General features: G+C 71.4%; 19 protein-coding genes and 1 tRNA gene. 19 read left to right on the forward strand and 1 reads right to left on the reverse strand.

The features are described from left to right. Positions 1 to 85: 85 nt before the first annotated feature. The 11 genes from DDQ41_RS19750 to DDQ41_RS19800 all read left to right on the forward strand — a co-directional run bounded on the left by DDQ41_RS19750 (position 86) and on the right by DDQ41_RS19800 (position 7,244). A complete protein-coding gene (locus DDQ41_RS19750) occupies positions 86 to 814 on the forward strand; it encodes a GntR family transcriptional regulator (RefSeq protein WP_109295667.1) in 729 nt (242 codons plus the stop codon). Positions 815 to 940: 126 nt separating this feature from the next. Continuing rightward, positions 941 to 1,291 carry an SCO3933 family regulatory protein gene (locus tag DDQ41_RS19755; RefSeq protein WP_109295668.1) on the forward strand — a complete coding sequence of 117 codons (351 nt, stop codon included), beginning with the start codon at positions 941 to 943 and terminating at the stop codon, positions 1,289 to 1,291. 5 nt (positions 1,292 to 1,296) lie between these two features. Next, positions 1,297 to 2,670 (forward strand): FtsK/SpoIIIE domain-containing protein, encoded by a 1,374-nt coding sequence (locus DDQ41_RS19760; RefSeq protein ID WP_109297836.1) that lies wholly within the window; start codon positions 1,297 to 1,299, stop codon positions 2,668 to 2,670. An 80-nt stretch (positions 2,671 to 2,750) separates the two neighbouring features. Then, positions 2,751 to 3,380, forward strand: a complete 630-nt coding sequence (locus DDQ41_RS19765) for a DUF2637 domain-containing protein (RefSeq protein WP_109295669.1) — start codon at positions 2,751 to 2,753, stop codon at positions 3,378 to 3,380. 18 nt (positions 3,381 to 3,398) lie between these two features. After that, complete coding sequence (locus DDQ41_RS19770; protein WP_017949976.1) at positions 3,399 to 3,593, forward strand: hypothetical protein; 195 nt, start codon at positions 3,399 to 3,401, stop codon at positions 3,591 to 3,593. After that, on the forward strand, positions 3,590 to 3,781 hold the full coding sequence (locus tag DDQ41_RS19775; protein ID WP_017949975.1) for a mobile element transfer protein: 192 nt from the start codon (positions 3,590 to 3,592) through the stop codon (positions 3,779 to 3,781). Before DDQ41_RS19770 ends, DDQ41_RS19775 begins: the two co-directional genes overlap by 4 nt. Positions 3,782 to 3,791: 10 nt before the next feature. Beyond that, the gene (locus DDQ41_RS19780) at positions 3,792 to 3,986 is read left to right on the forward strand and encodes a hypothetical protein (RefSeq protein ID WP_017949974.1); all 195 of its coding nucleotides are present in this window, start codon (positions 3,792 to 3,794) and stop codon (positions 3,984 to 3,986) included. A gap of 14 nt (positions 3,987 to 4,000) precedes the next feature. Then, on the forward strand, positions 4,001 to 4,255 hold the full coding sequence (locus DDQ41_RS19785; RefSeq protein WP_109295670.1) for a SpdD protein: 255 nt from the start codon (positions 4,001 to 4,003) through the stop codon (positions 4,253 to 4,255). A 114-nt stretch (positions 4,256 to 4,369) separates the two neighbouring features. Further along, positions 4,370 to 5,707: a replication initiator gene (locus tag DDQ41_RS19790; protein ID WP_109295671.1), complete on the forward strand. Its 1,338-nt coding sequence runs from the start codon at positions 4,370 to 4,372 to the stop codon at positions 5,705 to 5,707. Beyond that, on the forward strand, positions 5,704 to 5,874 hold the full coding sequence (locus DDQ41_RS19795) for a helix-turn-helix transcriptional regulator (protein WP_109297837.1): 171 nt from the start codon (positions 5,704 to 5,706) through the stop codon (positions 5,872 to 5,874). The genes DDQ41_RS19790 and DDQ41_RS19795 overlap by 4 nt, the downstream gene beginning before the upstream one ends. Next, positions 5,871 to 7,244 carry a tyrosine-type recombinase/integrase gene (locus DDQ41_RS19800; RefSeq protein ID WP_109295672.1) on the forward strand — a complete coding sequence of 458 codons (1,374 nt, stop codon included), beginning with the start codon at positions 5,871 to 5,873 and terminating at the stop codon, positions 7,242 to 7,244. Before DDQ41_RS19795 ends, DDQ41_RS19800 begins: the two co-directional genes overlap by 4 nt. A gap of 601 nt (positions 7,245 to 7,845) precedes the next feature. Here DDQ41_RS19800 and DDQ41_RS19805 read toward each other — a convergent pair. After that, a tRNA-Arg gene (locus tag DDQ41_RS19805) sits at positions 7,846 to 7,917 on the reverse strand. 449 nt (positions 7,918 to 8,366) lie between these two features. Between DDQ41_RS19805 and DDQ41_RS19810 the strand changes: the two genes are divergently transcribed. From DDQ41_RS19810 to DDQ41_RS19845, 8 genes are all read left to right on the forward strand, one after another. Continuing rightward, a complete protein-coding gene (locus tag DDQ41_RS19810) occupies positions 8,367 to 8,792 on the forward strand; it encodes a response regulator (protein ID WP_109295673.1) in 426 nt (141 codons plus the stop codon). A gap of 55 nt (positions 8,793 to 8,847) precedes the next feature. Continuing rightward, the gene (gene nrtL / locus DDQ41_RS19815; RefSeq protein ID WP_109295674.1) at positions 8,848 to 10,065 is read left to right on the forward strand and encodes an ArgS-related anticodon-binding protein NrtL; all 1,218 of its coding nucleotides are present in this window, start codon (positions 8,848 to 8,850) and stop codon (positions 10,063 to 10,065) included. A gap of 14 nt (positions 10,066 to 10,079) precedes the next feature. Next, positions 10,080 to 11,480 carry a diaminopimelate decarboxylase gene (gene lysA / locus DDQ41_RS19820; RefSeq protein WP_109295675.1) on the forward strand — a complete coding sequence of 467 codons (1,401 nt, stop codon included), beginning with the start codon at positions 10,080 to 10,082 and terminating at the stop codon, positions 11,478 to 11,480. Positions 11,481 to 11,576: 96 nt separating this feature from the next. Then, positions 11,577 to 12,869: a homoserine dehydrogenase gene (locus DDQ41_RS19825; protein WP_109295676.1), complete on the forward strand. Its 1,293-nt coding sequence runs from the start codon at positions 11,577 to 11,579 to the stop codon at positions 12,867 to 12,869. Between the two features lie 5 nt (positions 12,870 to 12,874). Further along, positions 12,875 to 13,942 carry a threonine synthase gene (thrC, locus tag DDQ41_RS19830; RefSeq protein WP_109295677.1) on the forward strand — a complete coding sequence of 356 codons (1,068 nt, stop codon included), beginning with the start codon at positions 12,875 to 12,877 and terminating at the stop codon, positions 13,940 to 13,942. Positions 13,943 to 14,726: 784 nt separating this feature from the next. Beyond that, positions 14,727 to 15,644, forward strand: coding sequence for a homoserine kinase (gene thrB / locus DDQ41_RS19835; RefSeq protein WP_109295678.1), 918 nt, complete (start codon positions 14,727 to 14,729; stop codon positions 15,642 to 15,644). A 393-nt stretch (positions 15,645 to 16,037) separates the two neighbouring features. Further along, on the forward strand, positions 16,038 to 18,053 hold the full coding sequence (gene rho, locus DDQ41_RS19840; protein ID WP_172607730.1) for a transcription termination factor Rho: 2,016 nt from the start codon (positions 16,038 to 16,040) through the stop codon (positions 18,051 to 18,053). A gap of 272 nt (positions 18,054 to 18,325) precedes the next feature. Continuing rightward, the gene (locus DDQ41_RS19845; RefSeq protein ID WP_245991275.1) at positions 18,326 to 20,119 is read left to right on the forward strand and encodes a trypsin-like serine protease; all 1,794 of its coding nucleotides are present in this window, start codon (positions 18,326 to 18,328) and stop codon (positions 20,117 to 20,119) included. The last annotated feature ends 78 nt before the right edge of the window (positions 20,120 to 20,197 follow it).

Consider the following 20,197-nt stretch of genomic DNA (forward strand, 5'->3'; position numbering starts at 1 on the left):
ACGGTCCACCCCTTCTACTGCCGGTGTGAAAGTGTCGCTAGGCTGGTTGACCAGTTGACTTGGCCAATCTCGACAGGCGGCGCTCGTGACCTATGAAGTGGAGCCACCGAAGTACGTGCGCCTCGCGCAGACGCTTCAGCGTCGCATCGAAGACGGCACGTACGCGCCCGGCACCCGAGTGCCCAGCGAGAACCAGCTGGTACAGACGTTCGGGATGTCCCGTCCGACCGTCGTCCGGGCCCTGGAGCTCCTGAAGCGGGACGGCTGGCTGGAGTCCCGGCAGGGATACGGGACGACCGTCCGGGGTCGCCCGGAAGTCGTCGAGCAGAAGGACCGGCGGGGGCGTGGGGCACTTGAGCGCGACGAGTCGCACGCCGCGGGCCGCCTGATCGAAGTCGGGCATGTGCCTGTCCCACCGCGAGTCGCCTCGGCGCTCGGCCTGCCGAAGAGGACCGAGGTCCTCCTGCGCCGCTTCCTGGCGGAGGAGGACGGCGAGGCGGTGGAGCTGGTCTCGTCGTACTTCCCCGCCGACCTGGCGGAAGGCACTGAGCTGGGGTCCGGCGAACCCCTGGGCGAAAGTGCGCGCGAACACCTCGAAGCCCGGAAGAAGATCCGCTTCGACCATGTCGTCGAGCGCGTGTCCGCTCGGCTGCCCGACGCGGGTGAGGCCGCCGTACTGGATCTGCCGGACGGTGTTCCCGTGCTGAGCGTGCTGGTCGTGGCGTGCGACGCGTCGGGCCGGTCGCTGCAGGTCTCCGAGCTTCTGCTGCCGGCTGACCGGCAGGAACTCGAAGACACGTATCGCCTGAACTGACCCCGGTCGAGAGCGAGTTGTCGGCGATTGCGACTTGACAAGTCAACCTGTCATCCCTAGCTTCGAACTTGCTAAGTCAACTTGTTAGGTAGGCAGGTTGATCGACTCTCAGAAGGAGCAATCCCTGTGCGTGTGATCCGTGTTGACGCCTCGGCCGCCACCATCCTGCTCACCGAAGCTCCCGCGCCGAAGGTGCGTGACCGCCAGACCGGTGAGATCGCCAAGGATGCGGTGTCCGGCGAGGTGCTGATGACGGTCGGCGTCGTCTACATCGACGAGGGCGAGTCGTCGCTGATCCAGGTAGCGGTCCCGGAGAGCGGCGTGACCGAGGGCCTGACCGTCGGCGCCCCGGTGTCCCTTCCGGGCCTGGTGGCTCGGCCCTGGCAGAGCGTGTTCAACGGCCAGGAGCGCCACGGCATCGCCTACCGGGCGACCGCCGTCGCCCCGGGTGCCTTCCCCATGGCTGAAGCGGGCTGATGGCCGTGACGGACCTGGTGACGTGGGCCGAGCTGGGCGGTTCGCTCGCTGCGATAGGCGGCGCCGCCTACGTCCGGCACGTCTACCCGGCGGCGTACTGGTCCATGGTCGGGCTGCCGCTCGCGGTGGCCCGGCTGCTGGCCTCGTACTCCTCGACCATGGACGCCTGCGGCCTGACCGTCGAGCCGCCCCGGTGGCGGGCGCTGGCCGTCCGGGCGACCACCCGGCGTGAGGTCCGGCCGGTGCCTCCTCGTCGGGGCGTCATCCGACCCACCACGACCGGACTGCGTATGCGGCTGCGATTGGCTCCCGGCCAGGAGCCGGCGGACGTGGCGGCCTCCGCGGAACGCCTCCGGCACGCCTGGGGCGTCCACGCCGTCCATGTGCGGGACGTCAAGCCCGGCGTCGTCGAACTGCGGCTCGTCGGCTTCGACGTACTGCGGAAGGTACGGATGCCCCGGCGGCTCGACGGCGGCCCGCTGCAGATCCCGGTGGCGTTACGGGAGGACGCGACCGCGTTCGTACGCGACTACCGGACCGTGCCGCATGAGCTGGTCCTGGGCGCCACGCTCTCGGGCAAGTCCATGTACCTGCGGAACCTGCTGACCGGTCTCGCTGCCCAGCCGGTGGTCCTGGTCGGGATCGACTGCAAGCGCGGGGTCGAACTGGCGCCCTTCGCGCCCCGGCTCTCCGCTCTGGCGACCGAACCGGACCAGGCGGCCGAACTGCTTCCCGTGCTGGGGAAGGAAATGGAAGACCGGTACGACCTGATCAAGGCCCGGCAGGGCATCGCACCCGGCACGCCCGAGGAGCTGATCACCTCGGACATCTGGGGCATGCCGGAATACGAACGCCCCTCCCCAATAGTGCTGTTCATCGACGAGGTGGCCGAACTCTTCCTCGTGGCCACCAGGAAGGAGGAGGAACGGCGGGACGAGATGGTCACCCAGCTCATCCGGCTCGCCCAACTGGGCCGGGCCGCCGGGATCTACCTCGAAGTCTGCGGGCAGCGCTTCGGCGCCGAGCTGGGCAAGGGAGCGACCATGCTCCGCGCCCAGCTCACCGGCCGCGTCTGCCACCGCGTGAACGACGAAGCCTCGGCGAAGATGGCGCTCGGCGACATCGCCCCGGAAGCCGTCCTCGCGGCGTGCGCCATCGCACCCGAACTGCCCGGCCTCGCTGTCGTCGGCGACACCTCCGGCGGCTGGTCCCGCATCCGCACCCCCTACCTCTCGCTCGCCGACGCCGCGGCCATCTGCCGCGCTACGGCCGACCTCGCCCCCGACGTAACGGCGCTCGATCCCTTCCGCCCGTACCTAGCGCCGATGCCGGTCGAGGCGTCCGGGCCCGCGGCCGCTCCTCGCCCGGTCACCGAATAGGCGAACCCGCCCACGGCCGGCACGGCCGATCCGTGCCACACCCCTACCCCTCCATGCCCAAAACCGGAAGGAGCTGCCCCGTGCCTGCCCTGCCCGTCCGTATCGACGCCGTACTCGTCCAGGCACTGATCGCCGCCGCGCTGTCCTTCGCCCACCTGCACGACCTGGCGCTGGCTGCGGGGCAGGACGGCTGGAAGGCATGGGCCTACCCGGTCTCCGTCGACCTGCTGCTGGTCGCGGCCTGGCGGCGGCTCCGCTCCGGCGGAGCGAAAGCGGCCGGATGGTGCTGGTTTCTCGTCGCACTGACCGCCTCGCTCGGCGCCAACGTCACCACGGCCGGGTTGCTCGACCTCGGCGACGTACCCGACTGGCTGCGGATCCTCGTCGCCGGATGGCCCGCGGTCGCCTTCCTCGGCGGGACGCTCCTCGCTCACGGAGCAACCACAAATGCCCGAACGGAGGAGCACGAGTCGGCGCCGGTGCCGGACGTGGCCGAAGAGCCGATCCAGGTAGCCGAGTTGACCGCTGCGGAGTCGACATCGGCTCCGCCCTCCACGCCCCCGGTGCCGCCTGCGCTCGTCAGCCTCGCGCGCAAGATCGCCGACGAGCACCGCACCCGCACCGGAACACCCATCGACACCTCGACCCTTCGCGCCCGGCTCGGCGTCCCGCTGCCGCTGGCCGAAGCCATCGCCACCCACCTGACCTGACCCGGAGGACATCCCCTCGTGCGCCCGTCCACGCTCCGCGCGCTCAAGCGCGCCGCCGAGCTGACCCGACAGAACCGCCTCACCGAAGCCGTGCTCGTCGCCGAGCCCGTGATTCTCACCGCCGACAGCTACGAGGGCGACGAGATCTTGCGCTGGCTCGCCGACCACGTCACCGACTTCACCGGCGAAGACCCGAAGGAGACCCGCCGTTGACCACCAACCGCCGCTTCCGCCGCGTCGTCCGCATCGGACCCGTACAGGTCGCCACCTACTACGACGGCCGGGGCCGGGAGAAGCACACCGCCGCCTGCACGGCCCCGCGCTGCGGCTTCGCCACGGACTACGACAGCCGTGCCGCCGCCGAGCTGGCCGCCCGTACCCACCGCTGCTCCGTCCGCTGAAGGAGCTCCCGTGACCGTCTCGCTGCCGCTCGTCGTCGTCCTGGGCGTCATCGCCTGGGCCGCGATCAAGTTCCTCGGCGTCCGGCTCTGGATCGCCGTGGTGATCGCCCTGTTCGGCTTCTGGCTCTCCCACACCTTCCTCGCCCCCGCCATCGAGTCCGGCACCCGTACCGGTGTCGACGTCGTCAACGGCAACCACGAGTGACAAGGAGGACCACCGTGTTCCGCCCCAAACTGCCCGACATTCCGACGCCGCCTCCGACCGTCGCGCCTCAGCAGATGCAGGCTCCGGCCCCTGCGGGAAGCCGATCGGCCGCCCCGTACCTGGGCGTCGGTGCCGGCGCGGTCGCCGCCGTGGTCGTCGTCGGAGTCGTGCTCACCGCGCTCCTGGCGGCCGTCGCCGTCTCGGCCGTGTCCGTGGCCATCGCTGCCGTGGTCCTGCGCTCCCTCGTCACCGGCGCGCACAAGCGCTGACCGGCCGCCGGGGCGGCAAACGCCGCCAAGCATCCCGCCGCCCCGCTGGCCGCCTCCCAACCGTCGCAACAGCCGAAAGGAATTCCCATCATCACCCGGCAGACTCCGCCCCCGCTGGCGGAGCTCTCCACGTTGGCCTCTCTCGGCACCCTGCCCGAGTTGGCCCGCCAACTGTCCGGCCTGGGCGGCTGCACCCGCCCCGTACGTCTCGACGGCCACCGCACCGAACTCGCGGTGGACCGGACGACGGGCGAGATCGGCCGCGTCCTGCACCACCTGGACTCGTCGGCCCTGCCCGCCGGTCAGCTCCTCGTCCGCTGCAACAACCGCCGCGCAACCCGGTGCGCGGCTTGCGCCGAGACCTACCGCCGCGACACCTACCACCTGATCACCGCCGGGCTCCGCGGCGGCAAGGGCACTCCCGAACAGGTCTCCACCCACCCGCGCGTCTTCGCCACCTTCACCGCTCCCGGCTTCGGCCCGGTCCACAACCGTCCCTCCAGCGGCCGGCACTGCCGCTGCGGCGTCCGGCACGACGATGCAGACCCCGCCCTGGGCACGCCCCTCGACCCCGACACCTACGACTACGAAGCGGCCGTGCTGTGGAACGCGCACGCCGGTGCCCTGTGGCGGCGCTTCACGATCTACCTCCGCCGGGAGGTCGCCAAGCGCGTCGGCCTCACACAGCGGGCGTTCCGGGACCACGCCCGGATCTCCTTCGCGAAGGTGGCCGAGTACCAGAAGCGCGGCGCGGTGCACTTCCACGCCGTGATCCGCCTCGACGGCCCGGAGGGCGGTGACTCACCGGCCCCCACCTGGGCCACCGCCGAGCTGCTGACCGATGCCATACGGGCCGCGGCAGCCGCCGTTCGCGTCAACGGCCCGACGCTCGACGGCCGGTCGCACACCTTCGTCTTCGGCCGACAGCTCGACGTCCGCACGATCCGCACCGCCGACTTCGACGGCGGCCAGGAGCTGACCGAGCGGGCCGTGGCGGCGTACATCGCCAAGTACGCCACCAAAGGCGCCGAGACGGCGACCGGAACCCTCGACCGACCGCTGAAGTTCCTCGCCGAGCTGGCCCAAGCAAGGATCACCGACCACGCCCGCCGCATGATCCGCACCTCCTGGGCCCTCGGCGCCCGCCCCGCACTGGCAGACCTCCGACTGCGGGCCTGGGCCCACATGCTCGGCTTCCGCGGCCACTTCTCCACCAAGTCCCGCCGCTACTCGACCACGCTCGGCGCGCTCCGCGACGCCCGCGCCGAATGGCGCCGTGCCCAAGCGGCCCCGCCGGTCCCGCAGGACGGCGAAACCACGCTCGTCCTCGCGCACTGGGTCTTCGCCGGCACCGGCCTGTCCCGCGGCGAAGCCTGGCTCGCCGCATCCCTCGAACCCGCCCCCGGAACGGAAGGAGAACCCACGTGGACCGCCGGCGCGACGAACTCATGACCGTTCCGCAGATCCTCACCGAGCTGGGTGGGGTGTCCCGGCGCACCTTCTACCGCTGGCGCGAGTTGGGTCAGGGCCCCGCTGCGTTCAAGTTGCCCAATGGGGAGCTCCGGGTGTGGCGAAGTGACTTCACCACGTGGCTGCGGCAGTTGGAGGCGGCGGCGTGAAGTCTCTCGACGTGAAGGTCTGGAGCGTCCGTAAGCGGGACACCAAGACGCCCTCGTACGGGGTCCGCTGGTCTGTTGCGGGCAACGTCTTCTCGGAGTCCTTCCGGACCAAGGCGCTTGCCGACCACTACCGCACGAAGCTCATGCGCGCGATGCGCGACGGCGAGGAGTTCGACACGGAGTCGGGCCTTCCGGCCTCGATGGAAGAGAAGAAGTCGGCCGTGCCGTGGTACGCCTTCGCTCTCAGGTACCTCGCCATGAAGTGGCCCCATGCCGCACCCAACACACGGGACGGGATCAACGAAGCCCTCACCAGCGTGACGCTGGAACTCCTCGACGAGCGTGCTGGACGGCCGTCCGACGAGGTGATCCGCAGAGCACTGCGCAACTGGGCCTTCGTGCTGCCGGGGCTCGATGACCGGGAAGTCCCGGATGACGTGCGGAACGTTCTCCACTGGGTGTCCAAGGCGTCCCGGCCGCTCGCCGATCTTGCTGAACCGGCCACGGCTCGCGCGGTCCTCGACTCGCTGAAGCTCAAGCTCGACGGCACGGCGGCAGCGGCGGAGACGGTGCGGCGCAAGCGTCGGACGCTCGTCAACGCCGCAAATTACGCCGTCGACCTGGGGGAGCTGCGGGAGAACCCGATCACGGCTGTCCGCTGGCAGAAGCCGAAGGTGTCCAACCAGGTCGATCCGCGGGTCGTCGCCAACCCGGAGCAAGCACGGAACCTGCTGGCGGCGGTTTCCTACGTGGGCGGGTACCGGCGTGCCCGTGGTCGTCGCCTCGTGGGTCTGTTCGCCGCCATGTACTTCGGCGGTCTCCGGCCGGCGGAAGCGGTCGGCCTCGTCGAGACGGACCTGAACCTTCCCGGGCAGGGCTGGGGCTCGGCGCTGCTCCACCGGACCCGTCCGTCCGTCGGCAAGCAGTGGACCGACTCGGGGGAGACCCATGACGACCGCGGGCTGAAGAACCGGCCGACCGAGGACGTCAGGAGGGTGCCCATCCCGCCGCACCTCGTCGCCGTACTCCGCGAGCACCTGGCCACCTTCGGCACGGCGGACGACGGGAGGCTGTTCTTCAGCGAGAAGGGCTCGGTCGTCCCGTCCTCGACCTACTACCGCGTGTGGCAGGAGGCCCGGCTCCTCGCCCTTCCGCCGGCCGTCGCGGCCTCGCCGCTCGCAAGTAGGCCGTACGACCTCCGGCACTCGGCGCTGTCGACGTGGCTCAACGCCGGGGTCGACCCGACCGAAGTGGCCGAGCGCGCCGGCAACAGTGTCGAGGTCCTGCTGACCCGCTACGCGAAGTGCCTCGATGGACGGCAAGACGTCGCCAACCGGCGTATCGAGGACCTGTTGCGCGAGTACGAGTGAGGCGTCCTGCCCTAACACTGAGGCCCCAGACTTATCGTCTGGGGCCTTGTTCGCTCCCCGCCCTACCTGTGCTGCTGCTTCCTCACTTGTTCGGGCAGTTGCGCTTGTCGTGCCCGTGGTAGTTGCACACGCTGCACTTCCCAGCGTTGTGAGAGACATCGCACGTCCTCTTGTCGTGCCCTGCCTCGCCGCACCAAGAACAAGTGCGGGTCCCGCTCGCGCTCATTTCCCCTCCGCATGGTCCGTGGCTTGTCGCCAACGCACGGAGTGTAACGCCGCAAACCAGCTAGATCGGCGTTTTGTCAGACTGCTGGTGCTCCCGGCTCTCTCCCTTGAGTTGGTTGCTGCGGGTGCACTCATCCGTCATGGCCCGTTGACGGCATGCGGCCCCTTTGGCACCCGCCGGGCAGAGGGCCGCATTCGCCTGCGAGTGCTCACAGTCTCCAGGGCTCACCTGCAGCGATGCCCCAAGATCCCGTCCACGCCTCGTCCACAGACCGCGACATAGGGCTGCTTTGGGCGGCATAAGGCTGCACATACGCGAAGACCCCGTCCTCAGCGTTCTCGCTGGTGGCGGGGTCTTTGGGCACCTTCTTCGAGGTGCCCCCGGCAGGATTCGAACCTGCGCACACGGCTCCGGAGGCCGTTGCTCTATCCCCTGAGCTACGGGGGCGTCCGCCGCTCTCGGCGGCGACGGGTAGAACCCTACCAGCTCCGACGGGGTGCCCGTGAACAGGTACTTCCAGCCCGTGACGGAGTGGCCGTCGCAGTCCGCCCATGGCGGTTACCCGGCCTTCCGGCTCCCTGGATCCGCCCGGCCCTGCTCCCGCGTTCCTCCCCCGAACCACCGCCCCGCCCGTCGTCTCCGAGCGAGGGGTCTGCACCCGCCCGGGACGCCGAGCGGCTCACCGCGTGCCGTCGAACACCGCCCGCGCCGAGCGCGGGGAAACCGGCGGGACCGGTGGAACGGGTGCGTGCACGGTCGGTGTTTCGCCCTCAGGTCGCCTTCCAGTCGCCTCCACCCGCTCGCACCGCACCCCCTCGCGCCCCCCGGATGGGTCAGAAGTAGGTAAAAGCCGGACGCGGGCGCGTTCGCGGACCTACTCTCGAGTTGTGTCAGGCGTGTCCGGCCGAGTGCTCGTCGTCGACGACAACAGGGTTATTCGGCAGCTGATCAGGGTCAATCTCGAGCTGGAGGGCTTCGAGGTCGTGACCGCGGCCGATGGTGCCGAGTGCCTGGAGGTCGTCCACGAGGTGCGGCCGGAGGTGATCACGCTCGACGTCGTCATGCCGAGGCTCGACGGTCTGCGCACCGCCGCGCGGCTGCGGTCGGACCCCAGGACGGCGCGCGTCCCTGTCGCGATCATCAGCGCCTGCACCCAGCACGAGGTCGACAAGGGAATCGCCGCGGGCGTCGACGCCTTTCTCGCCAAGCCCTTCGAGCCCGCCGAGCTGGTGCGGCTCGTCCGCCAGTTGATGTACGGGGAGGGCCCGCCGTCCGTGGACGGCAGGCATGGCGCCGGGAGGGCGGAGAGCACGCGGGGCTGACCGCATGGCGAAACCGGTTCGCGATCACACCCCCTTCCTCCCATACGCTTGTCCCGTGACCCCCGCAGACCTCTCCCGTACCGTGCTGGGCGCCGTGCGCCGCGCGGTCGAGGAGGGTGCCCTGCACGCACCCGTGCCCGAGCGGATCACGGTCGAGCGCCCCCGCCCCGGAGGCCGCGGGGACTACGCCACCAATGTCGCGCTGCGGCTCGCCGGGCCCGCCGGACGGCCGGCCCGCGAAGTCGCCGAGGCGATCGGAGTCCGTGTCACGGGCAGTCCCGGCATCGCCCGAGTCGAGGTCACCGGTCCCGGATTCCTGAACTTCACCCTCGGCGCGGACCCGGCCGAGGGGCTCGTCCGCGCCGTCGGCGAGCGGGGAACGGAGTACGGCCACGGCGCCGGCCTCTCCGGTGTCCGCGTCGGCTTCGCGCCCGTCGACGAGCTTCGCGCCCGTGTGATCACCGACACCGTCGTACGGCTGCTGGAGGCCCAGGGCGCCACGGCCGCCGTCGAGCCCGGCGGTGGGGAGCGGATCACCGCTCTGCCCGCCGGTGACGCCGCCATCTTCGAGCGCGCCGGCCGTGACGCCGCGCTCTGGGCGCTGCTCCGGCCCGCCGCCCACGACCAGCCCCTGCCGGTGGGCGCCCTGCTCGTGCAGAAGGAGCCGAACGCGCTCTTCCGGGTCCGGTACGCGTACTCCCGGAGCCGGGCCCTGCTGCGTGCGGCCGACCGGCTCGGCATCCCCGTCTCGTACGAGGGGGACGTTTCCGTCCGGCGCGGTGTGCACGGGGATTCCCTCCCCTCCCATCCTTGTCTTCCCTCCGGCCCCTCCGGCCCCTCCGGCCCCTCCGGCCCCTCCGGCCCCTCCGGCGGCTCCGGCCCCTCCGGCGGCTCCTCCGGCCCCTGTGCCGAGGGCAGCGGGGGCCCCTCCGCCCGGGAGAGCGGGCACCTCGCTGCTCGCGCCGGTTCTGCTCGCGCGGGCGGGGACCCGTCCGCCCCGGTCGACGCGGACCCCTCCGCCCTGCTCGCCGCCCTCGGCGACCACCCCGCCGTCCTGGAGTCCGCCGCCCGGCTGCGCGCCCCCGACCGCCTCGCCCGCCACCTCGAAGCGACCGCCGACGCCCTGCTCGGCTTCCAGCACACCGCGCTGCCCGTCGGTGACGAGAAACCCTCGGCCGCCCACCGCTCCCGGCTGGCCCTCGCCGAAGCCGCCGGGACGGTGCTGGCCGGCGGCCTGGCCCTGCTCGGCATCAGCGCACCCGAACACCTGTAGACGATGAGAGAAGAATGAGCCGCTCCGCACACCCCGCCGGGCCCCGCTACGCCGACGTCCTCCCCGAGGGCCGCTCCTCGACGGGTACCGCCCCGCCGGCCGACCTCAACGTGCTCGACGCGAAGGTCTGGTCGCGCACCGTGCACCGTGCCCCCGGCGGCGCCGTCACCGTCGGTGGTATCGAGGTCACCCGGCTCGCGGAGGAGTTCGGCACCCCCGCCTACTTCCTCGACGAGGCGGACTTCCGCGCCCGCTGCCGCGCCTGGGCCGACGCCTTCGGCAGGGATGCCGACGTGTTCTACGCGGGCAAGGCGTTCCTCTCCCGCGCCGTCGTGCGCTGGCTCGACGAGGAGGGGCTCAACCTCGACGTCTGCTCCGGCGGCGAGCTGGCCACGGCGCTCGACGCCGGGATGCCCGCCGAGCGCATCGCGTTCCACGGGAACAACAAGTCCGTCGAGGAGATCGAGCGGGCCGTCGCCGCCGGGGTCGGGCGTATCGTCCTCGACTCGTTCCAGGAGATCGTCCGCGTCGCGCACATCGCGCAGTCGCTCGGCAGGCGCCAGCGCGTTCTGATCCGCGTCACGGTCGGGGTCGAGGCGCACACCCACGAGTTCATCGCCACCGCCCACGAGGACCAGAAGTTCGGTCTCGCGCTCGCCGGCGGCCAGGCGGCGGAGGCGGTCCGGCGCGCCCTGCGGCTCGACGGGCTCGAACTCGCCGGCATCCATTCGCACATCGGCTCGCAGATCTTCGACACCTCCGGGTTCGAGGTGGCGGCCCATCGGGTCGTGGGGCTGCTGAAGGAGGTCAGGGACGAGCACGGCGTCGAGCTTCCCGAGATCGACCTGGGCGGCGGTCTCGGTATCGCCTACACCTCCGCCGACGACCCCCGCGAGCCGCACGAGATCGCCAAGGCGCTCAGCGAGATCGTCGGCCGCGAGTGCGAGGCGGCCGGCCTGCGCACGCCCCGCATCTCCGTCGAGCCCGGCCGCGCGATCGTCGGGCCGACCGCCTTCACGCTGTACGAGGTCGGGACGATCAAGCCGCTCGACGGGCTGCGGACGTACGTCAGCGTCGACGGCGGCATGTCCGACAACATCCGCACCGCGCTGTACGACGCGGAGTACAGCGTGGCGCTCGTCTCGCGCGCCAGCGACGCCGAGCCGATGCTGGTCCGCGTCGTCGGCAAGCACTGCGAGAGCGGCGACATCGTCGTACGGGACGCCTTCCTGCCGGCCGACCTGGCGCCGGGAGACCTGATCGCGGTGCCGGCGACCGGTGCGTACTGCCGCTCCATGGCCAGCAACTACAACCACGCGCTCCGCCCGCCGGTCGTCGCCGTGCGCGACGGCGGGGCCAAGGTGATCGTCCGGCGTGAGACGGAGGAGGATCTCCTGCGTCTGGATGTCGGCTGATGAAATATATGTCTCAGAATCCGGACGAGGCGCGGAAAGCCCCGTGCGGTGGGTGAGACTGGTTCGCACCCTGCTTGATGAAGGAATCGAGGTCGGATGATGCGTACGCGTCCGCTGAAGGTGGCGCTGCTGGGCTGTGGAGTGGTCGGCTCAGAGGTGGCGCGCATCATGACGACGCACGCCGGCGACCTCGCCGCACGGATCGGCGCCCCGGTGGAACTCGCCGGTGTCGCCGTCCGCCGCCCTTCCAAGGTCCGCGAGGGGGTCCCGCGGGAGCTCGTCACCACCGACGCCAAGGCGCTGGTCTCGCGCGGTGACATCGACGTGGTCGTCGAGGTCATCGGCGGTATCGAGCCCGCCCGTACGCTGATCACCACCGCGTTCGAGCACGGGGCATCGGTCGTCTCGGCGAACAAGGCGCTGCTCGCCGAGGACGGCGCCACGCTGTACGCCGCCGCCGGGAAACACGGCCGCGACCTCTACTTCGAGGCCGCAGTGGCCGGTGCGATCCCGCTGATCAGGCCGCTGCGGGAGTCCCTGGCCGGCGACAAGGTCAACCGGGTCCTCGGCATCGTCAACGGCACGACCAACTTCATCCTCGACAAGATGGACACCTCCGGCGCCGGCTACTCCGAGGCACTGGACGAGGCCACCGCACTCGGGTACGCCGAGGCGGACCCGACCGCCGACGTGGAGGCCTTCGACGCCGCGGCCAAGGCGGCGATCCTCGCCGGCATCGCCTTCCACACCCGGGTGCGCCTCGACGACGTGTACCGCGAGGGCATGACCGAGGTCACCGCCGCCGACTTCGCCTCCGCCAGGCGGATGGGCTGCACCATCAAGCTGCTCGCGATCTGCGAGCGGGCGGCCGACGGCAGGTCGGTCACGGCCCGGGTGCACCCGGCGATGATTCCGCTCAGCCACCCGCTGGCGTCCGTCCGCGAGGCGTACAACGCGGTGTTCGTCGAGGCCGAGGCGGCCGGCCGGCTGATGTTCTACGGACCGGGCGCCGGTGGTGCGCCGACGGCCTCCGCCGTCCTGGGCGACCTGGTCGCCGTCTGCCGCAACAGGCTCGCCGAGGCGACCGGGCCCGGTGAGTCCGTCTACACGCAGCTGCCCGTGAGCCCCATGGGCGAGGTCGTGACGCGCTACCACATCAGCCTCGACGTGGCCGACAAGCCGGGCGTGCTCGCCCAGGTGGCGACGGTCTTCGCCGAGCACGGCGTGTCGATCGACACGGTGCGCCAGACGGGCAAGGACGGCGAGGCGTCGCTCGTCGTCGTCACCCACCGCGCGCCCGACGCCGCCCTCTCGGGGACGGTCGAGGCGCTGCGCAGGATGGACACCGTGCGCGGTGTCGCCAGCATCATGCGGGTTGAAGGAGAGTAGGGACCATGAGCACTCGCACCCACCAGTGGCGCGGCATCATCGAGGAGTACCGCGACCGGCTCCCGGTGACGGACACCTCGCCGGTCGTCACGCTCGGCGAGGGCGGCACACCGCTCGTCGCCGCGCAGTCCCTCTCCGAGGCCACGGGGTGTGACGTTTATCTCAAGGTCGAGGGCGCCAACCCGACCGGGTCGTTCAAGGACCGCGGGATGACCATGGCGATAACCAGGGCCAGGGAGGAGGGCGCGCAGGCCGTCATCTGCGCGTCCACCGGCAACACCTCGGCGTCCGCCGCGGCCTACGCCGGCCGCGCGGGGATGGTGTCCGCGGTGCTGATCCCGCAGGGCAAGATCGCGATGGGGAAGCTGGGTCAGGCGCTGGTGCACGGGGCGAAGATCCTTCAGGTGGACGGGAACTTCGACGACTGCCTGGTGCTGGCCCGCGGCCTGTCCGAGAACTATCCCGTGGCGCTGGTCAATTCGGTGAACCCGGTCCGGATCGAGGGCCAGAAGACCGCCGCCTTCGAGGTCGTCGACGCCCTCGGCGACGCGCCGGACGTCCATGTGCTGCCCGTCGGCAACGCCGGCAACATCACGGCGTACTGGAAGGGTTACCGGGAGTACGCGGCGGACGGCGTGTCCACCCGCACCCCGCGCATGTGGGGCTTCCAGGCATCCGGCTCCGCGCCCATCGTGCGCGGCGAGGTGGTCAAGGACCCGTCGACGATCGCGACCGCGATCCGGATCGGCAACCCGGCGTCCTGGGAACTCGCGGTGGCGGCCAGGGACGAGTCGGGCGGCTTCATCGACGAGGTGACCGACCGTCAGATCCTGCGTGCCTACAAGCTGTTGGCCTCGCGTGAGGGCGTCTTCGTGGAGCCCGCCTCGGCCGCCTCGGTGGCCGGTCTGCTCAAGGCCGCCGAGGAGGGCAGGGTCGAGCCCGGCCGGCGGATCGTCTGCACGGTCACGGGCAACGGCCTCAAGGACCCCGACTGGGCGGTCGCCGGAGCGCCCCAGCCGCTCACGGTCCCGGTGGACGCGGCGGCGGCGGCGGAGCAGCTCGGGCTCGGCTGAGGCGTTCCGGGTGCGGTGTCCCCACCGGGCGGCGCTCCGGTTCCACTCGGCGGGTCCCGAGCGGCGCGGGCGCCCCGTGTGCGGGGGCCGGCGGCACCGCCCCGTGCCACGGCGCCCGCCCGCCTCCGCAAGAGGCCTGCTCCGAGGGACCACCCTCGTGCAGCCGTCGTGCAACCCCCTTACAACCCCCGTACAACCCCCGTGCGCGGGGCCTCAGGAAGCCGTACGCCTCCGGAGGGCCGTTGTGCAGGGGGCGCGGAGGCGGTCGCCGAGGCGGACGGCGTCACCCACCCGTTCCGTCCCGGTCGGCGTGGCACGCGTGGCACGCCGACCGGGACGGCACGCTGTACCGGACGTGCCGCAGGGGCACGCGGGGTAGTGCGACACGCATCGTGCGCCTCCCGTGCGCCCTGTGTCGCCGGGCAACTTTCCTTGGATAGGCTGTACGCGACCCCGCCGCCGCGTCTGCCGCGGTCGCCGCCGTCACCGGCCCGTGGGTCCTTCCGTATTCCGTCTGCCGACCGTCATCACGCCGATTAGACCCGATTAGACTCGACCTGGACATGATCTAGGACCTAGACATGATCCAGAGCCGACTGGACCGGACTAGACCCGACTAGAGCCGATCAAGCCCGATCGCGCAGATCCCGGGATATCGAGACCCGGACTCTGAGCCGAGCCCCGAGTTCTGAGCCCCGAGTCCCGAGGCCTGAGATCGCGGAGATCAGCGCCGGTCAGAAGTGATCGGAAACCGATCTGAACCAATAAGGAGAGTCGTCGATCGATGGCAGGTCCCGCGTTCCGCGCCGCCGCCGTCCGAGTGCGCGTGCCCGCAACCAGCGCCAACCTCGGACCGGGCTTCGACGCCTTCGGCCTGTCGCTGGGCCTGTACGACGACGTCGTCGTCCGCGTCGCAGACTCCGGGCTGCACATCGACATCGCCGGTGAGGGCGCCGAGACGCTGCCGCGCGACGAGAGCCACCTGCTCGTGCGCTCGCTGCGCACGGCCTTCGACCTGCTCGGCGGCCAGCCCCGCGGCCTCGAGGTCGTCTGCGCGAACCGCATCCCGCACGGCCGCGGGCTCGGCTCCTCGTCGGCCGCCATCTGCGCCGGCATCGTGGCGGCCCGCGCGGTGACCATAGGGGGCGACGCCCGGCTCGACGACGCCGCGCTGCTGGAGCTGGCCACCGAGATCGAGGGCCACCCCGACAACGTCGCCGCCTGCCTCCTCGGCGGTTTCACCCTGGCGTGGACCGACGCCGGCGCGGCCCGTGCGATCAGGATGGACCCGTCCGGATCCATCGTTCCGGTGGTTTTCGTGCCGAGCAGGCCCGTTCTCACCGAGACCGCCCGCGGGCTGCTCCCGCGGACCGTCCCGCATGTGGACGCCGCCGCCAACGCGGGCCGTGCCGCGCTGCTCGTCGAGGCCCTCACCAGGCGGCCCGAGCTGCTGCTTCCCGCCACCGAGGACCGTCTCCACCAGGAGTACCGCGCCCCGGCGATGCCGCAGAGCCTCGACCTCGTGAACCGGCTGCGCGCCGACGGGGTCCCCGCGGTCGTCTCCGGCGCGGGGCCCACCGTGCTCGCGCTGGCCGAGGAGGGTGCGGCCGACAAGGTCGCCCGGCTCGCGGGCGGGGGCTGGGCGGCCAACAGGCTCACGTTGGACGCCGCGGGAGCGAGCGTCCTCCCGCTGGCCGCCTAGCCCGACACGGGATTGCCGGTGACGGAGAGGGGGAATGTTTGTTGGAGCCGGTAGTGTTAACCTCAAGTACGCAGCCCCACAATCTTGTGGCGCGGTGCTTTGTGTCCCCGTCCGGGACCACCACTCTTCCGGGAGCCTCCCCAACTGCCTGAGCAGCCTGCCTGAGCAGTTTCGAGCACGCTCCGGAACCGGCACGACACCCCTCGCTTCTCCCGAAGAGAGGGTTGAGCAGGGGGAACTCGGGCCGGGCCCTGCACGTACATCTCTCCGCCGTATCCCGGCGGACCACCGCCCCGGCTCCGGTCCGCGATCAGAAAGATCGAAGACCGCGCCGGACAGCACAACCGGTCGCCGAGCCAGAAGGCCGACGTCCGCTCCAGGGAAGGACCCTTCGTGAGCGACACCACCGATCTGATGGGCGTGACTGCCGACAGCAGTGTCGACCCCGCCGCGCCCGCCGCAGGTGCTGCCACCGGCACCACCTCCCGGCGCCGCCGTTCCGGCACCGGCCTTGAGGGCATGGTCCTGGCCGAGCTCCAGCAGGTCGCTTCGGGCCTCGGTATCAGGGGCACCGCGCGGATGCGCAAGAGCCAGCTGATCGAGGTCATCAAGGAGGCGCAGGCCGCCGGAGGAGCCCCGGCCAAGGGCGCCGAGGCGGGCGGCGGCGCGGCCGAGACGAAGCCGAAGCGCCGCGCCACCTCGAAGGCCCGTACGGGTGAGGAGGGCGCCACCGCCGAGCCGAAGGCCGAGTCCCCCGCCGCCCAGCAGCAGATCGACATCCCGGGTCAGCCGGCCAGCGACGACGCCCCGGCGGGCGAGCGCCGTCGGCGCCGGGCCACCGCCCCCGCGGGCAGCCCGGAGGCCGACGCGGCCAAGGCCGAGCCGAGGGGCGACCTCAAGTCCGGCGACCTCAAGACCGAGGTGCGGGCCGAGACCAGGACCGACGGGCAGCCGGAGGCCAGGGCCGAGGCCGCGACCGAGACCGCCGAGGGCCGCCGCGGGGACGGCCGTCGCGACCGCGGCGAGCGCGGCGAGCGCGGCGACCGTCAGCGCGACCGCCAGCGTGACCGCCGCGGCGGCAAGGGCGACGACCAGCAGGGCGGCGGCCAGCGCCAGCAGCAGGGCGGCCAGCAGCGGCAGGGCGGCGGTCCGCAGGACGACTTCGACGACGAGCAGGGCGGCCGGCGCGGGCGGCGCGGCCGTTACCGCGACCGCCGCGGCCGCCGCGGCCGCGAGGAGTTCGGCGGCGAGCCGCAGGTCGCCGATGACGACGTGCTGATCCCCGTCGCGGGCATCCTCGACATCCTGGACAACTACGCGTTCATCCGGACCTCCGGCTATCTGCCCGGCCCGAACGACGTGTACGTGTCCCTCGCCCAGGTCCGCAAGAACGGTCTGCGCAAGGGCGACCACGTCACCGGAGCGGTCCGGCAGCCCAAGGAGGGCGAGCGCCGCGAGAAGTTCAACGCGCTGGTCCGCCTGGACTCCGTCAACGGCATGGCGCCCGAATCCGGCCGCGGCCGCCCGGAGTTCAACAAGCTGACCCCGCTCTACCCGCAGGACCGGCTCCGTCTGGAGACCGACCCGGGTGTGCTGACCACGCGGATCATCGACCTGGTGTCGCCGATCGGCAAGGGCCAGCGCGGTCTGATCGTGGCCCCGCCGAAGACCGGCAAGACCATGATCATGCAGGCGGTCGCCAACGCGATCACCCACAACAACCCCGAGTGCCACCTGATGGTCGTCCTCGTCGACGAGCGGCCGGAAGAGGTCACCGACATGCAGCGGTCGGTCAAGGGCGAGGTCATCTCCTCGACCTTCGACCGCCCGGCCGAGGACCACACCACGGTCGCGGAACTGGCCATCGAGCGCGCCAAGCGCCTGGTCGAGCTGGGCCACGACGTCGTCGTCCTGCTGGACTCCATCACCCGGCTGGGCCGTGCGTACAACCTGGCGGCCCCGGCCTCCGGCCGGATCCTGTCCGGTGGTGTCGACTCGACCGCGCTCTACCCGCCGAAGCGCTTCTTCGGCGCCGCGCGCAACATCGAGGACGGCGGTTCGCTGACCATCCTGGCCACCGCGCTGGTCGACACCGGCTCGCGCATGGACGAGGTGATCTTCGAGGAGTTCAAGGGCACCGGCAACATGGAGCTCAAGCTCGACCGGAAGCTCGCCGACAAGCGCATCTTCCCCGCGGTGGACGTCGACGCGTCCGGCACCCGCAAGGAGGAGATCCTGCTCAGCGGCGAGGAGCTCGCCATCGTCTGGAAGCTGCGCCGGGTGCTGCACGCGCTCGACCAGCAGCAGGCGATCGAGCTGCTGCTCGACAAGATGAAGCAGACCAAGTCGAACGCCGAGTTCCTGATGCAGATCCAGAAGACGACGCCCGCACCGGGCAACGGCGACTGACATCGCATCAGCGGCGAACCGGACCGCCCCGTCACCCCCGAGGTGACGGGGCGGTTCTTTCGTCCCCGGAATCCCATCGTCCACTGGTCAAACGGCTGTTGACGCGCGTATCATCGCCCAATCGAAGTGGGGGGGAATCCACTGCGTGGCACCGCCGGGGCCGGAAGGCCTCGTGAACCGTGCTGCCCGCGTGTTCGCCACACCCCGCCACTACCTGGATCCTCTCCCGGCGGGCGGTCGCGCACTGCCGGTTCGACCCAAGGGGTTACCGAGTGCAGACACGCACCCGTGGTGGCCGGCACAAGCGCCGTACAAGGCTCGCGATACCGGCCGTGGCCGCGGTCGTCGCACTGACCGGCGCGGGAGTCGCGATCACCGGCTCGGGTTCCGCCGAGGCGGGCGAGACGACACCCATCAGCCTGGAGCCGGCGCGGTCCAGCCCGGTCACCCAGCAGGAGCTCGCCCAGCGCGCGGTCAGGGCCATGGCCGCCGCCGAGTCCGACAAGTCGCCGAAGCCCGCGGCCCGTTCGGCCGCCAAGGCCGCACCGAGCGCCCGCATCATCGGCGGCAAGGAGACGACGATCTCCGCCGCCCCGTGGATGGCGCAGCTGCACTTCTGGGACAGCCAGGGCGGCTACTTCTGCGGCGGTGTCGTCATCGCCCCGACGAAGGTCGCCACCGCGGCGCACTGCGTCAAGGGCATCAAGTGGTACTCGGACGGCGTCGTGGTCGTCGGCACCGACCGGATGCCCTCCGAGAACGGCGACCTGCACGGCGGCGTGGCGGTCGACGTCAAGCGCCAGTGGCACCACCCGCAGTACAGCCCGTACACGCTCGACAACGACGTGGCCGTGCTCACGCTGGAGAAGGCGGTCTCCGTCCCCGCGCTGCCGATCGCGCAGCCGAACGACACCGCGCTCTACAAGAAGGGCCTGGACGGCAAGGTCTACGGCTGGGGCCGCACCAGTTCCACCGTGCTCGACAGCGGCTCGGAGAAGCTCAAGGTCGCCGACGCGGACATCGTCTCGGACACCGACTGCAAGGCCGCCTACCCGACACCGACGGACACCGCGCCGAAGTTCGTGGCGGGCGGCATGCTCTGCGCCGGCGCCGCGCCCACCGGCAGGGACGAGACCACCGAGACCACCTGCAACGGTGACTCCGGCGGCCCGCTGGTCGTCGGCGGCAAGCTCGCCGGGCTGGTGTCCTGGGGCGACGTGGACTGCTCGGCGGCCGGGAAGTACGGCGTGTACGCGAAGGTCTCCGCCTACTCCGCGCCGATGCAGGCCCGCGTCGACGACACCAACCGCAACCGCGACCACACGGCGGACCTGCTGGCGCGCCGCACCTCGGACAGCACGCTGTTCGGCTGGACCTCCAAGGTCACCTCGCTGGCCCGGACGCTCAACCACGGCAAGTTCTCCGGCCACAACATGGCCATCCAGGGCGACCTCGACCGGGACGACCACGAGGACGTGCTGCTCCGCGCGTCCAGCGGCCACGTGTACTGGGACCACTACGTGGCGGCCACCGGCAGGACCGAGCGCAAGCTGATCTCCACCGGGTGGAGCAAGAACAAGCAGTTCGTGATCCCCGGCGACCTCACCGGAGACGAGCTGCCGGACGTCCTCACGGTCAACTCCACCGGAACGCTCTACCTCTACCCCGGCAAGGGCAACGGCTCGCTCTCCGCCCCGGTCACCGTGGGCACCGGCTGGAGCCAGTACACCATGCTGCGCGGCCACGGCGACTTCACCAACGACGGCAAGCCCGACGTCCTCGCCCGCACCGCCGACGGCTCCACCTACCTCCTCCGCGGCACCGGCAAGGCCTCCGCCCCGTTCGAGGCACGCCGCCTGGTCGGCAAGTTCACCCCCGGCAGCTTCAACGCGCTGATCACCGTCGGTGACGTCAACAGCGACGGCCACGCGGACCTGCTGGCCCGCGACACGACCGGCAAGCTCTGGCTCTACCCGGGCAACGGCAGCAGCGCCCCGACCGGCGGCATCTTCGCCGCGCGCAAGGACTTCGGCACCGGCTGGCAGGCGTACAACCTGTTCGGCTGACCCCGCCGCCGACCCCGCGGAATCCACGGGCCCGTGCGCACCGAATCCCACCCGGTGCGCACGGGCCCCTTCTCATGC

This window comes from Streptomyces spongiicola, from assembly GCF_003122365.1.
Lineage (GTDB): Bacteria > Actinomycetota > Actinomycetes > Streptomycetales > Streptomycetaceae > Streptomyces > Streptomyces spongiicola.